We start from the raw sequence: 12,888 nt of genomic DNA, 5'->3' as shown, positions 1-12,888 counted from the left end.
GGACGGCCATCATCACATGTAAAATGGTTAGTTTTTCCCTATAAAAAAACATTCAGCCTGGCTGAATGTTTTAAGCGCAGCATATGACAATTTACGAATCAGAGGCGGGCAAGCGGTCTGATAGATCAAGGAGCGCTTCGGAAAAATCGCTTCCTTTCATCGGTACACCGTGTCCCGTCAATAATGCAGCCGGTTTTAATCCTGCCAGCTTCCGAACCGAATCTGCTGCTTTTGTCCAATCCATTGTGAAATAAGCCGGCGGTCCGTTCAGCTCCTGCTTTTGAATTGCCACTTCAAATAGAGACTCCTGCTCAACAGTTGTAACGGCGTCCCCTGCGATCAAGGTTCTGTCCGACTGCCGGAAAAGCGAAACATGCCCCGGTGTATGGCCCGGCGTCTCAATCCATTTCCATCCTTCAAGAAACGGAAGCGAACCATCTTTATTAAGCTGCTTTACATGGGACGAAATGTTGATGGAGTGCCTCGGAAATAACGGAGACATCTTTGCAACCAGCCCGCTTTTCACTTGCGGTTTTGCAGGCGGATAATCGGCTTTTCCCATTAAATAAGGCATTTCTTTCTCATGGGCGTAAACTGGAACCGGCCATGTTTCGAGAAGACTTTCCAAAGCGCCGACATGGTCGAAATGTCCGTGTGTCAAAACGATTCCTTTAAGCCGAAAATCGCCAAACCGCTCTTTCGCCTCTCTTAAAATGAATGGAGCGGACTTGGGCATACCGGCATCGATTAAAACGGCTTCCCGCGAATCGGGATCGAAAATAAAATACACATTGACGATTTGCACCGTCAAACCAAATACACCTTCGGCATACTCCTCCAGGACCCCGCTGTTAACGGATGTCAAAGGCATGTAAGGATCACTCATCATGTTCACCACTCTCACCTATTATGTATTTTATTATTTTGCACATTTGACTGGGAGATATGCATCGATGAGCACCTTTGAAAAAAATGAAGGAGGGACAAACCAATGGCAGATAGTCAGTGGTTTACTGTGACAGAGCTTGATGAATCCACATATGCGATCAGCGAATACGGGCATTGGGAAAAAGTACACTCTTATTTGCTTATAGGGGCGAAGGATGCCGTTTTAATTGATACGGGTCTTGGCATCGGCAGCATGAAGACGGTGACGGACGGTCTGACCGATCTGCCGGTCAGCGTCATCACAACCCATGTCCATTGGGATCACATCGGAAGCCACGATGAATATCAGCGCATTTACGTCCATGAAGCTGAGAGAGAATGGCTGACGGACGGAATCAAAGGACTTCCGATCGAGCAAATTCGCCGCGATGTCTCGAGAGATATCACCAAGCCTGTTCCGGCCGGCTTTTCCGCTGAAACATACACCCCGTTCAGAGGCGAACCGTCGGGAACGCTGCAAGACGGAGATACGGTCGGCTGCGACTCAAGGCCGCTTGTTATTTATCATACGCCTGGACACTCCCCGGGGCATATTTGCATCTTTGATCCAGCGTCAGGCTACTTGTTTACCGGCGATCTGCTGTATACCGGAGCTCCAATCTATGCATTCTATCCGACGACTGATCCGGCTCAACTGGTTCAGTCGCTTGAAAAAGTTTCGGCTATCGGGCGCGTAAAAAAGGTTTTCGGCGGGCATCATCAGCTCGGTCTTGCTCCTGACATTTTAGAGGAAGCCGGACATGCGGCACGGCACTTGAAGAAACACGGACTGGCACAGCACGGCACAGGCATGCACCGATTTAAGAGCCTGAGCTTTCAATTTTAACTAAAAAAGATGATTGCCTAGCCGGGAACCAACTTTCGCGCTTTCTTCAAAAATGCAGACCTTTCCTGCGGGAATCTGATCCTTTAGCTCCGAACATGAAAGACGTCAGGCAGAAACCGATTACACCGCCGGCCGTATTTAAAATTAAATCATCCACATTAAAGGTTCTCGCCATTATTAATCCTGTCACAGACAGCACAAGCTGGAGACTCTCAATCAAAAAGCTCGTCAAAAAAACAAAAACTGCCGCTTTTTTAAGCGAAGTTTTTCTCCATAGAACGGAAAGATACACACCTAAAGGAATGAGCAATAAAACATTAAAAAATGTAAGCTTGACGGAATTCCAAAAAAACCAATCAAAGCCGCTCTGCTGATACATTTGCACCCATTCAGTGACAAAATAAAACGGAATGAGCTGAATGTTCATTTGAGCGTATGCCGGCTGCGGCGGAATGTTGATTCCGCCTATCGTATAGTGATAAACGGCGCTCAAATAAACAATAAAACTGGCAAACACTATTTTTCTAAAAAAACTTGTCTTTTTTCGGTTTTTCACAATGTCGTACAAAAAGTAGACGATCGCATACAAGAAACCGAGCAGCATGAAATCAACTGACCAAAACATTAACGTTCACCCCCTTACGTTCGGTGTATTTAAACAAACCCTTTCTAGACTACAAATCGTGGAATTTCAAATCAACAGCGTCGATATGAACATAAAAAGAAGGACAGGATCTCTCCCGCCCTTCATTTTACCATATGCCCAGTAATTTCCACCATAACCCTCCGACAACAAGCCATGTCACAATATGAACAATCGACAAGATGAAGCCGATTGACCACCATTTGCTTTGCGGAATATAGCCGGCCCCGAAAAAGACGGGAGCCGCTCCCGCTCCGTAATGCGTTGTCGAAGCAAAAAGGTTGCTGAAAAACGCAAGGCTTAATGCTGCGAGAAGCGGCGGAGCGCCTGCAGCGATAATCACGGCGAGAAAGGCCGAATACATCGCGCTGATATGAGCGGTTGCACTCGCAAAGAAATAATGCGAATAATAGTAAACCGCAATTAAAATGAGAAATGCGCTGATCCAGGAGAATCCTGAAACATACGATTTCATCGCATCGCTGAACCAGCCGACCATGCCGAGTTCATTCAAGAAGCTCGCCAGCATGACGAGCGCGGCAAACCATGTCAGCGTATCCCATGCGCCTTGCTCTTTCTTAATATCGTCCCACGTCAGAACCTGTGTCAAAAGCAGGACGGCTAAACCGATCAATGCCGTTGTTGTCGCGTCAATATTCAGGTTGCCTCCGAAAATCCATAAAAAAAGGACGAGCAAAAAGACCGCGACCATAGAGAGTTCCGATTTTTTGAACGGGCCCATTTCTTTGAGCTTCTCTGTTGCGATTTTCGCCGCATCAGGCGTTTTTTTCACCTCAGGCGGATACAGTTTATAAATGACAAGCGGGGTGATGATCAAGCTGACAAGTCCCGGGACGATGGCCGCCACAGCCCAGCTTGTCCAGGTCAGATTCACACCTGCCACATCATGGGCAAGTTTGGCAATCAGCGGGTTTGCCGCCATAGCCGTTAAGAACATCGCAGAAGTGATCAAGTTCCCCTGAAAGCCCACCTTCAGCAAGAAAGCGCCGATGCGCCGTTCCGTGCCGTCCTTGGGCGTCGACTGAAAAGTTTCGGATAACGAACGGATAATCGGAAAAATAATTCCCCCGGCACGTGCGGTATTACTCGGGATCGCCGGCGATAAAATCAAATCGCTGACAAGGAGTGAATACGAGAGTCCGAGTGTTTTTTTGCCGAACATCCGTACAAATAAATAGGCGATTCGCGCACCTAAACCGGTTTTAATAAATCCCCGCGAAATAAAAAAGGCAATGACGATCAGCCAAATCGTCTTGTTTCCAAACCCGCTGAGCGTTTCTTCAATCGACAGCGTTCCAGTGAGCGCCGTGATCGCCAATGCGAATACGGCGATTGCCCCCATCGGCAGCGGTTTTGATATAAAGCCGATAATCGTTGCCACAAAGATTGCAAATAAGTGCCATGCTTTCGGGTCCAATCCGGCGGGCGACGGAATAAACCAAATAACCGCTCCGACTAAAATCGTGACCGCAAGAGGAATGATGTTCAGTGCCGATTTTTGTTCTGCATCTTTTTCTTTAGCCACAGCTTTTCCTCCTATTCATATCGTTTTCGTTTATTATTCTACTCCTTTCAAGCTATCATTCAAATTTTATTTTATTAAAAAAACTGCCGACCATGTCGGCAGTTGCAAATTATACCCAGGATTTCACTTTTTCATGATCCGTAACGAAGAGGAGGACTTTTCCTTCATCAAGCTGTTTCTCGAATTGTTCTGCTTCTTGTTTTGAAAAGCCGATCTCATGAATTTTATTGCGGAGCTCGTCCCCTTTTTTGTTGAAGATATTGCCGACGGCATTTTTGATGCCTGTCTCTTCGGCTCCAATCGTATTGGCATCCGCGTTGTCTGCAAGTCTTTCAGTACGGTCGTCGTCATGTGACAAAACGTAAATATCTTCTCTTGCAACTCCGATTTCCCTGAGTTCCTCAACATCCTTCATCAGTTTTTCATCGTTTGTATATTGTCTTACTACTGGTTTCATATGAATCTCCTCCCTTTTTCATGTTGTATTTAAAACTTACCCTTTGTTCACACGGCTAAACGGAGGAATGCTCTGTCATGACATTTTCATTTCAATGTTACAATTGTTATAAATTTTCAGACAAAATGTTTGGAAGGGTTGCCAATTCAGGTACATTAACAAATAGACAAGGCTTTTAGATGGGGTGATTTAGCGTGTATTATTTTTCACCGGAACAGCAATACAACGCATGGATCATTAGCGATTTGGTCAAGCAGATTTTTTCAAGAGAGGGTCATCAGGAAGCTGATACTCATCGATTTGAATCATTTGCCGCCAGACGATTCGGCATCAATATCGATTATGTCTTTTCGATCATCATGAACATCGGCGATCCGGAAGAAAGGAGAACGGCAAGCAGCACCGAAGACCTCCTCTCTTCTTATCTCCTGTCATTGCTTTCTTTTATCACAAAAGACATGTTCCAATATTCAAGAGAAAATGCCAATCAATATCTTTTAAATGAAAGAAATGCCGATGTTTTTCACCTTTTTCTGCCCGATTCTGTACTGAAGAAAACATTTCGTGCAATCCGCTGATCTTTTGCTAAACCTCTTTTTTACGTGGTAAGTTATAAGTAAAAGGAGGAATCATTATGCCGCAAAAGCAAATTGAACTTGCAAGACGTCCGCAGGGCATACCTGTTATGGACGATTTCCGCATAAAAGAAACGGAAATTCCGGAAGCAAAAAACGGTGAAGCGCTTGTAAAAACGCTTTATGTCTCAGTGGACCCTTATATGAGGGGAAGAATGCAGGATACGAAATCCTATGTCGAGCCATTTCCGCTTGATGAAGTGATCACCGGGGGCGTGATCGGCGAAGTGATATCTGCAAAAGGAGACAAGCTCAAAAAAGGGGATATTGTTTTGGGCCGCTTGGGCTGGCAGGAGTATTCAGCGGTTCGCGAAGACAATCTCCAGAAAATCGATCCGTCCCTCGCACCTGTTACCGCTTTTCTTGGAATTCTCGGCATGACCGGTTTGACGGCCTATTTCGGACTTCTGGACATCGGACAGCCAAAAGCCGGTGAAACGGTTGTTGTCTCCGGGGCCGCCGGAGCAGTCGGCTCCGCCGTCGGACAAATCGCCAAAATCAAAGGGGCAAGAGTCGTCGGAATTGCGGGCTCTGATGAAAAAACGGCATATTTAAAAGAAAAGCTCGGTTTTGATGAAGCAATCAATTATAAAACAACGGAAAATATGGCTTCAGCGCTTGAACAAGCTTGCCCGGACGGTGTCGATGTTTACTTTGACAACGTCGGTGGCGCGATTTCAGATGCCGTCTTCACCCTGATCAATAAGTTTGCACGAATTCCGGTCTGCGGGGCGATTTCTTCTTATAACGTCAAAAGCGCAGAAGAAGATATGGGACCGCGCGTACAAACGGCCTTGATTAAATCAAGCGCCCTGATGAAGGGATTTGTCGTAAACGATTACAGGGACCGCTTTCCTGAAGGAATCAAACAGCTCGCCGAATGGGTGAAAAGCGGACAGCTTCAATATGAGGAAACGATAACAGAAGGTTTCGAGCGGATACCTGAGGCATTTTTAGGCTTGTTTGAAGGAAAAAACCTCGGCAAGCAGCTGATCAAAGTCGCCGATTCCGACAATGCCTGAGCATTCATATAAAAAGAGGCCTGCCGGCGGCAGGCCTCTTTTCTTATCTTTCAATAATCCGTCCTCTTTCATACACGATCCGCTGAAGCGGAATTTCAAGCTTCTTCGCCAGCTTTTTCAGCCTTTCTTCTTCAATGCGGTTGACAAGGCTGATCACGGTTCCTTCATTCCCCGCTCTTCCCGTCCTTCCCGACCGGTGGATATAGCCTTCAACGTTTGGCAAATCGGCGTGGATGACATAAGGGAGATCTTCGATGTCGATCCCGCGCGCTGCGATATCGGTCGCGAGAAGCAGTGTGAACTCTCCCGCCTCAAATGCCTGCAATATTTTGGCGCGCTCAATTTTTTTCGCCTCGCTGTGAAGGACGCCGATTTCTACATGATGAAATTTGAGCTTTTCGGCATATACGTTTAAATTGCCGATGTCTTTAACAAAGACGAGCGCCTGCATGCCTGGAAGCCGAGAGAATTTCTGCAGAATTTTCACCTTATCCCGCTGGTCGCATACGAGAAATTGATGTTTGACTTTTGCCGATTCTTCTTTCGACCTCTTGATCTTGAGAACTTCCGCATCCTTGGTCATTTCACGAAGCTCGCGTTCGGCATCGTCTTTTAAAGTCGCCGAAAAACAGAGGAGCTGCCTGTCGCGGAGCGTCGATTTGATGATGCTTTGTATCGTCCCGCGGTGCTCCGGCGTAAGCAGATGATCGGTTTCGTCAAGGACGATCGTTTTCACTTCGTGCATTTTCAGCTTTTTCATTTTAATCAGCTCAAATACGCGTCCAGGCGTACCTGCAATGATGTGCGGGTGTTTTTTCAGCTTTTCCTGCTGCTTTTTGATATTGGCGCCGCCGATCAGGGAAGCGGCTCTGATATCAGAGCCTTTTTTCCATTCAACGATCACATCAAAAATCTGCATGACAAGCTCGCGGGATGGAGCCAGAATCACAGCTTGCACGTTCTTTTGATCCGCCTCCAGCTTTTCCAGAATCGGCAGGACGTATGCGAGCGTTTTGCCCGTTCCAGTCGGCGACTCGGCGATCACGTCACGCCCGTCCAAAATCAGATCGACCGCGTTTTTTTGGACATTCGTCGGATCTTGAAAGCCCGACGCCTTCCAGTTTTCTTGAATAAACGGTTTTGCTTTATTTAAAAATGGCCATCTTTCTGTCATGTTTTTCTCCTTTTATCAGGTTGATTCTGCTCCTAGTATCTCAAAACAAAAGCGGCTTCGCAATTTTTCTTTTATTGTTCCCTCCGAGTTCGATATAATCTTATAGAATACAGATTATATTTCTTGAGGTGCAAAACATGAGTTTACTTACAGTTACAAAGCTGAGCCACGGTTTTGGCGACCGGGCGATCTTTCATGATATATCCTTTCGCTTGCTGAAAGGCGAACATGTCGGTCTCATCGGAGCAAACGGCGAAGGAAAATCGACCTTCATGAATATCATTACGGGCAAACTTGAGCCTGACGAAGGAAAAGTAGAATGGTCAAAAAACGTCCGGGTCGGCTATCTTGACCAGCATACATCGCTTGAGCGCGGACAAACGATCCGCGATGTGCTGAGAAACGCTTTCCATTATTTATTTGCGATGGAAGAAGAAGTGAATGCCATCTACACAAAAATGGGCGAGGCCGACCCCGACGAGCTTGAAAAGCTTCTCGAAGAAGTCGGAACGATTCAGGACGCCCTGACCAACAACGACTTTTACGCGATTGACGCAAAAGTTGAAGAAATCGCCCGCGGCCTCGGGCTCAACGATCTCGGACTTGACAGGGATGTCGCGGAATTGAGCGGCGGTCAGCGGACAAAGGTGCTGCTCGCCAAACTGCTCTTGGAAAAGCCCGACATCCTGCTGCTCGATGAGCCGACAAACTATCTGGACGAACAGCATATCGAATGGCTGAAACGCTATTTGCAGGAGTACGAGAACGCCTTTATTTTGATTTCTCACGACATTCCGTTTTTAAACAGCGTCATCAATCTGATCTACCATGTGGAAAACCAGGAGCTGACCCGCTATGTCGGCGACTACAACCAATTCCGCGAAGTATATGAAGTGAAAAAACAACAGCTTGAAGCCGCCTACAAAAAACAGCAGCAGGAGATTTCAGAGCTGAAAGACTTCGTCGCCCGCAACAAAGCGCGCGTCAGCACAAGAAATATGGCAATGTCACGGCAAAAAAAGCTCGATAAAATGGATATGATCGAGCTCCCTTCGGAAAAACCGAAGCCTGAATTTCACTTTAAACAAGCAAGAACATCCGGAAAGCTGATTTTTGAAACGAAGGAGCTCGTCATCGGCTATGATGAGCCGTTGTCCCGCCCGCTGAACTTGAGAATGGAGCGCGGCCAAAAAATCGCTCTGTACGGAGCCAACGGCATTGGAAAAACGACATTGCTGAAAAGCCTCCTGGGGGAAATTTCACCGCTGTCGGGAGAAGTCGAACGCGGCGAACACCTTCATATCGGCTATTTCGAGCAGGAAGTCAAAGAGACCAACAACAACACATGCATAGAAGAAGTGTGGAACGACTTCCCGTCCTTTACACAGTACGAAATCCGCGCGGCCCTGGCGAAGTGCGGGCTGACGACAAAGCATATCGAAAGCAGGGTTTCCGTATTAAGCGGAGGGGAAAAAGCAAAAGTCAGACTATGCAAGCTTATCAATTCAGAAACGAATCTGCTTGTACTCGATGAACCGACAAACCACCTTGATGTTGAAGCAAAAGAAGAATTAAAAAGAGCTTTGAAAGAATACAAAGGCTCTGTCCTGCTCATCTCTCACGAACCTGAATTCTATATGGACATAGCGACAGAAACATGGAATTGCGAGTCATGGACAACGAAAGTTTTATAAACAAAAAAGCTTGTTTCCTTTTAGGGAAACAAGCTTTTTTCATTAATGACCGGCTTTGATGCCCGCCAAATAACGGCGGCCTCCAGCCAAGACGGCGATGCCGGCAAGCACGGCGATGCATCCTGCAAAATATGGAGTATGCGCAGTAAAATGATCGGCTAACACACCGGCGATCCAAGGCGCAATGGCCCCGCCGATGAACCGGATGGAGCTGTAGGCAGATGAAGCAACAGACCGTTCGACAGGCGCGGCTTCCATCACCGCGGTTGTCAAAATCGTATTGATCATGCCAAGAATACCTCCGGCTATGATGATCGCCCCGATGACGAGCGCCATGTGCTCCGTCCAAATCCCGATCGCGAGCAAATCAGCTGCAAACAGCATAAACAGAAGGATCAGAGATCGGACGGTTCCGAAGATCCGCTGTACGGCCGGAGCGATAAAAACGGAAGTGATCGCAAGAAACAGCCCCCAGCCGAAAAAGACATAGCCGAGGCCCCGTTCATTTAAGTCAAGAACAAACGGCGAATATGCAAGCAGGGTGAAGAAACCGAAATTATATAAGAATGCGGCTCCTGACAGCGTCAACAGCCCTTTATAACGAAGCGCTTTGATCGGCGCACTGACGGAAATTTTCTTCTGCGGCTTTTGGACAGGCGGCAAAAGAAAAAAGATGGCCAAAAGAGCAGCGGCCATTAAAACCGATACACCGAAAAACGGCGCTCTCCACGATATCGTGCCAAGCTCTCCGCCGGCAAGCGGTCCAACCGAAATGCCCAATCCCAAAGCAGCCTCATACAAAATAATGGCTTTTGCGCTTCCGCCAGAAGCCACGCTGACAATGACGGCAAGCGCAGTGGAGATAAACATGGCGTTTCCGAGTCCCCAGCCGCCGCGGAAGCCGACAAGCTGAGAGATGGAATGCGAGAGCCCGCCCAGGCCCGCAAAGACGATGATCAGGATCAAACCGCTGATTAACGTCAGCTTTGCTCCAATCCGGCTCGAGACAGCGCCTGATAAAAGCATGGCAAAACCTGTGACTAACAGATAGCTTGTAAATAAAAGCGAAACCTGGCTGGGGGAAGCATGCAGCTGCTGCGCGATCGCCGGCAGAATCGGATCGACGAGCCCGATCCCCATAAACGAGATCACGCAGGCAAAGGCTACCGCCCAGACCGCTTTTGGCTGTTTAAACATACTGGAGTTCTCAGGTGGTTGTTCATTCATTATCTATCAAACCTTCTTTCCAAATAAAGAAACGCTATGAAAATAGCGTTTGTCTTGTTTAATCAATTGATTGTAGGGCATTCTCGGCTTTTGCCTGCATACCTTCCAAGCGCTTCTTGAATGATTGAAATTTTTCAATCTTTTCATCAATCATTCTCATCTGTTCATTCAGCATCCTCTGAATGTCTTCAAGCTTTTCTTTTCGTTCCCGTTTATCCAGCGACAATAGGTATCCTTCTTTATTCATCTCCAGGTGCTTGCCCGTTTCCATGAACTGCTGGAGCTCCTGCAGCGAGAATCCCAGCACTTCCTTCGCGCTGATCACTCTTTCAAGTTCCTCAAGATCGTCTTCAGAGTAAAGACGGACTCCGCCTTCCGTCCGCTTCGGTGAAGAAAGCAGACCGATTTCTTCGTAAAAGCGGATCGTTCTTTTCGTCAGGCCGCTTCGCTTGGCCATTTGATCAATCTTCATCCACTCCACGTCCATATCCCCCCGAGATTTTTCTTCTTTTCTATTATACTACCTTTATACTTTTACGTAAACGTTAAGTTTTCGATGCAAAAATAAAGGAACTGACTTGACATCTTCCTGCTGTTGTAACGTATCATAGAAATACATCAAAACAGGAGGACAAATAACAAGAGTGAACACTCATCAAAATCGATATTCGGTTCAAAGCAAGGTTTCGGCATTGATTAATTGCCGGCTGTTTCAGTCATTCATCACGACGGTCATTGTGTTGAATGCCATCTCGATCGGTTTGGAAACTTACGCTTTCTTTAAGCCTTATCAAAAAGTATTTTTTATTGTGGATTGCTTGTTTTTAACGATATTTGTAATCGAACTTTCTCTTAAACTGTTCGTTCAAAAACAGCACTTTTTTAAAAACAACTGGAACGTTTTTGACTTCGTGATCGTCGCCGGCAGTTTGATTCTTTACAATACGAATTTCGTCAGCGTTCTCCGTATTTTCCGGGTGCTGCGGGTCCTGCGGACGATCACTTCGGTCCCCTCATTAAGACGGATCGTCAACGCGCTGTTTATGGCGATTCCGACCATCAGCAGCGTCATTATCCTGATGAGCATCATTTTTTACGTGTACGCCGTCATCGGTACGATGTTCTTCTCCGCCATCGCGCCGGAATACTTCGGCAACCTGCAGCTCAGCCTTCTGACACTGTTTCAAACCTTTACGCTCGAATCGTGGGCAAGCGGCATATTCAGGCCCATTTTTGCCGAGAGCGGCTGGTCATGGCTCTATTTCGTTTCATTTATCGTCATTGCGACTTTCATTATGATCAACTTGATCGTCGGGGAAATCGTGAATAATGCGCAAAAAATTTCTCAGGAAATAGAGGATGAGACAGGCGAGCTGAAAGAGGATACAAAAGAAATCAAAGAACTGCGCGCAGAAGTCAAAGAATTAAAGGCGCTTCTGCAAACCTATATTACCCAAAATGAAAAGAAAGATTAAAAAGGGCCGGCACCTGTAAGCCAGCCCCTTTTTTCGTCGTCTTTAATTGAGGATGACAGGCAGCTCGGCCAGCGATCTAAAGCCGATTAGCCTGCGAAATGGAACGTCTGTTGAAGCAAGCTTCAAGTTAGGCAGCCGCGCCAACAGTGCGGGAATGGCAATTTGCGCTTCGAGCCGCGCCAATGCCGAGCCTAAACATACGTGCGCACCGGCTCCAAAGGCAAGGTGCGGATTCGGCTTTCTTGTGATGTCAAATAGATGCGGGTTTTGAAATATCTTTGGATCGCGGTTGGCGGCGCCTAAAAGGATATATAAGTGCTCTCCTTTTTTGATGATTTTCCCGTTGATTTCGCAGTCCTCCGACGCGGTGCGCGCTGTCAGCTGTGTCGGGCTTTCATAGCGAAGACATTCTTCGACGGCCGACTCAATCAGCAGCGGATTTTCTTTCAGCTCACTGAGCTGGTCAGGATGTGTCATGAGCAAAAACAACCCGTTCGTCAAAAGGTTGACTGTCGTCTCATGTCCGGCAATCACAAGCAGGATGCACGTCGCAAGCACTTCTTCATCAGCAAGCTGCTCATGACCGGCGAATGTGCTGATCAGGTCTTCAGAAGGATGCGCTTTTCGCTTTTCAATTAAATTTTTAAAATAAGCCGTCAGCTTGGCAACGGTATCACCGCCTTTTGCCATTACCTTTCGTGTACGGGTCAAATCGATCGTTTGAATGAGATCCGCCGTCCATTGCCTGAATTGGTACCATTCCTCTTCCGGGACGCCGAGCATGCCGGCAATGATAAGGCTTGCCAAAGGAAAGGCGAATTCCGATACCATGTCCGCCGTCTTCTTGTTTTCAAGCTGATCGAGCAATTCATGGACGGTTTCTTCTATAGCAGGGCGGAAAGTTGCCGTCTTCTGCGGCATGAATTCTTTGCCGGCAATCGTCCGCATCCGCTTATGGCCGGACTCATTTTGAAACAGCATCATATTTCGCTGCAATCGCTGAAGTTGTTCATATTTAGTAGAAGCTTCTGGGAGAGGAACGCGGTTTATAAATGCCGGTTCCTTCAAAATCGCTGCCGCTTCTTCATATCCGGTGACATACCAGCCCGGATGCTTTAAAACGGTTCCTTTATATACAGGATGAATGGACCGCAGCTGATCGTAAAACAGATATGGATCTCTCCAAAAATCCGAATCCGATTTCAGGCTCGGCCCTGCCTCGTGCAGTTCTGTCGTCATGT

At 47.1% G+C, this 12,888-nt stretch carries 13 protein-coding genes; 5 read left to right on the top strand and 8 right to left on the bottom strand.

The features are described from left to right. Positions 1-91 precede the first annotated feature (91 nt). A complete protein-coding gene (locus TRNA_RS25410) occupies positions 92-886 on the bottom strand; it encodes an MBL fold metallo-hydrolase (RefSeq protein WP_011197642.1) in 795 nt (264 codons plus the stop codon). A gap of 105 nt (positions 887-991) precedes the next feature. On the opposite strand from TRNA_RS25410, the gene TRNA_RS25405 reads away from it, so the two are divergent. Continuing rightward, positions 992-1,774, top strand: a complete 783-nt coding sequence (locus TRNA_RS25405) for an MBL fold metallo-hydrolase (protein ID WP_003179719.1) — start codon at positions 992-994, stop codon at positions 1,772-1,774. 46 nt (positions 1,775-1,820) lie between these two features. Here TRNA_RS25405 and TRNA_RS25400 read toward each other — a convergent pair whose 3' ends face one another. From TRNA_RS25400 to TRNA_RS25390, 3 genes are all read right to left on the bottom strand, one after another. Then, on the bottom strand, positions 1,821-2,399 hold the full coding sequence (locus TRNA_RS25400) for a VanZ family protein (RefSeq protein ID WP_009329074.1): 579 nt from the start codon (positions 2,397-2,399) through the stop codon (positions 1,821-1,823). Between the two features lie 127 nt (positions 2,400-2,526). Continuing rightward, complete coding sequence (locus tag TRNA_RS25395) at positions 2,527-3,963, bottom strand: anion permease (RefSeq protein WP_011197641.1); 1,437 nt, start codon at positions 3,961-3,963, stop codon at positions 2,527-2,529. A gap of 109 nt (positions 3,964-4,072) precedes the next feature. Beyond that, a complete protein-coding gene (locus TRNA_RS25390) occupies positions 4,073-4,420 on the bottom strand; it encodes a general stress protein (protein WP_003179714.1) in 348 nt (115 codons plus the stop codon). Positions 4,421-4,614: 194 nt separating this feature from the next. On the opposite strand from TRNA_RS25390, the gene TRNA_RS25385 reads away from it, so the two are divergent. Then, complete coding sequence (locus tag TRNA_RS25385) at positions 4,615-4,998, top strand: YfmB family protein (RefSeq protein WP_011197640.1); 384 nt, start codon at positions 4,615-4,617, stop codon at positions 4,996-4,998. A 56-nt stretch (positions 4,999-5,054) separates the two neighbouring features. After that, positions 5,055-6,077 carry an NADP-dependent oxidoreductase gene (locus tag TRNA_RS25380; RefSeq protein WP_003179710.1) on the top strand — a complete coding sequence of 341 codons (1,023 nt, stop codon included), beginning with the start codon at positions 5,055-5,057 and terminating at the stop codon, positions 6,075-6,077. A 43-nt stretch (positions 6,078-6,120) separates the two neighbouring features. Here TRNA_RS25380 and TRNA_RS25375 read toward each other — a convergent pair whose 3' ends face one another. Beyond that, positions 6,121-7,251 (bottom strand): DEAD/DEAH box helicase, encoded by a 1,131-nt coding sequence (locus TRNA_RS25375; protein WP_003179708.1) that lies wholly within the window; start codon positions 7,249-7,251, stop codon positions 6,121-6,123. Positions 7,252-7,388: 137 nt separating this feature from the next. On the opposite strand from TRNA_RS25375, the gene TRNA_RS25370 reads away from it, so the two are divergent. Beyond that, positions 7,389-8,945 (top strand): ABC-F family ATP-binding cassette domain-containing protein, encoded by a 1,557-nt coding sequence (locus TRNA_RS25370; protein WP_003179706.1) that lies wholly within the window; start codon positions 7,389-7,391, stop codon positions 8,943-8,945. 42 nt (positions 8,946-8,987) lie between these two features. Here TRNA_RS25370 and TRNA_RS25365 read toward each other — a convergent pair whose 3' ends face one another. Both TRNA_RS25365 and TRNA_RS25360 read right to left on the bottom strand, forming a co-directional pair. Then, positions 8,988-10,172: an MFS transporter gene (locus TRNA_RS25365; protein ID WP_003179705.1), complete on the bottom strand. Its 1,185-nt coding sequence runs from the start codon at positions 10,170-10,172 to the stop codon at positions 8,988-8,990. Between the two features lie 58 nt (positions 10,173-10,230). Further along, positions 10,231-10,653 carry a MerR family transcriptional regulator gene (locus tag TRNA_RS25360; RefSeq protein WP_003179703.1) on the bottom strand — a complete coding sequence of 141 codons (423 nt, stop codon included), beginning with the start codon at positions 10,651-10,653 and terminating at the stop codon, positions 10,231-10,233. 163 nt (positions 10,654-10,816) lie between these two features. On the opposite strand from TRNA_RS25360, the gene TRNA_RS25355 reads away from it, so the two are divergent. Beyond that, positions 10,817-11,647 carry an ion transporter gene (locus TRNA_RS25355; RefSeq protein ID WP_003179701.1) on the top strand — a complete coding sequence of 277 codons (831 nt, stop codon included), beginning with the start codon at positions 10,817-10,819 and terminating at the stop codon, positions 11,645-11,647. A gap of 42 nt (positions 11,648-11,689) precedes the next feature. On the opposite strand, the gene TRNA_RS25350 is transcribed toward TRNA_RS25355, so the two are convergent. Continuing rightward, positions 11,690-12,886, bottom strand: coding sequence for a cytochrome P450 (locus tag TRNA_RS25350; RefSeq protein ID WP_011197639.1), 1,197 nt, complete (start codon positions 12,884-12,886; stop codon positions 11,690-11,692). Positions 12,887-12,888: the final 2 nt, after the last annotated feature.

It is taken from the genome of Bacillus licheniformis DSM 13 = ATCC 14580 (assembly GCF_000011645.1).
Lineage (GTDB): Bacteria > Bacillota > Bacilli > Bacillales > Bacillaceae > Bacillus > Bacillus licheniformis.
This window is presented reverse-complemented; position numbering and strand designations above follow the sequence as displayed.

Bases quoted from the DNA above. Each gene is read 5' to 3' on its own strand.
- TRNA_RS25400 (WP_009329074.1), bottom strand. From the start codon at position 2,399: ATGTTTTGGTCAGTTGATTTCATGCTGCTCGGTTTCTTGTATGCGATC.
- TRNA_RS25390 (WP_003179714.1), bottom strand. From the start codon at position 4,420: ATGAAACCAGTAGTAAGACAATATACAAACGATGAAAAACTGATGAAG.
- TRNA_RS25370 (WP_003179706.1), top strand. From the start codon at position 7,389: ATGAGTTTACTTACAGTTACAAAGCTGAGCCACGGTTTTGGCGACCGG.
- TRNA_RS25380 (WP_003179710.1), top strand. From the start codon at position 5,055: ATGCCGCAAAAGCAAATTGAACTTGCAAGACGTCCGCAGGGCATACCT.
- TRNA_RS25365 (WP_003179705.1), bottom strand. From the start codon at position 10,172: ATGAATGAACAACCACCTGAGAACTCCAGTATGTTTAAACAGCCAAAA.
- TRNA_RS25375 (WP_003179708.1), bottom strand. From the start codon at position 7,251: ATGACAGAAAGATGGCCATTTTTAAATAAAGCAAAACCGTTTATTCAA.
- TRNA_RS25350 (WP_011197639.1), bottom strand. From the start codon at position 12,886: ATGACGACAGAACTGCACGAGGCAGGGCCGAGCCTGAAATCGGATTCG.
- TRNA_RS25405 (WP_003179719.1), top strand. From the start codon at position 992: ATGGCAGATAGTCAGTGGTTTACTGTGACAGAGCTTGATGAATCCACA.
- TRNA_RS25410 (WP_011197642.1), bottom strand. From the start codon at position 886: ATGAGTGATCCTTACATGCCTTTGACATCCGTTAACAGCGGGGTCCTG.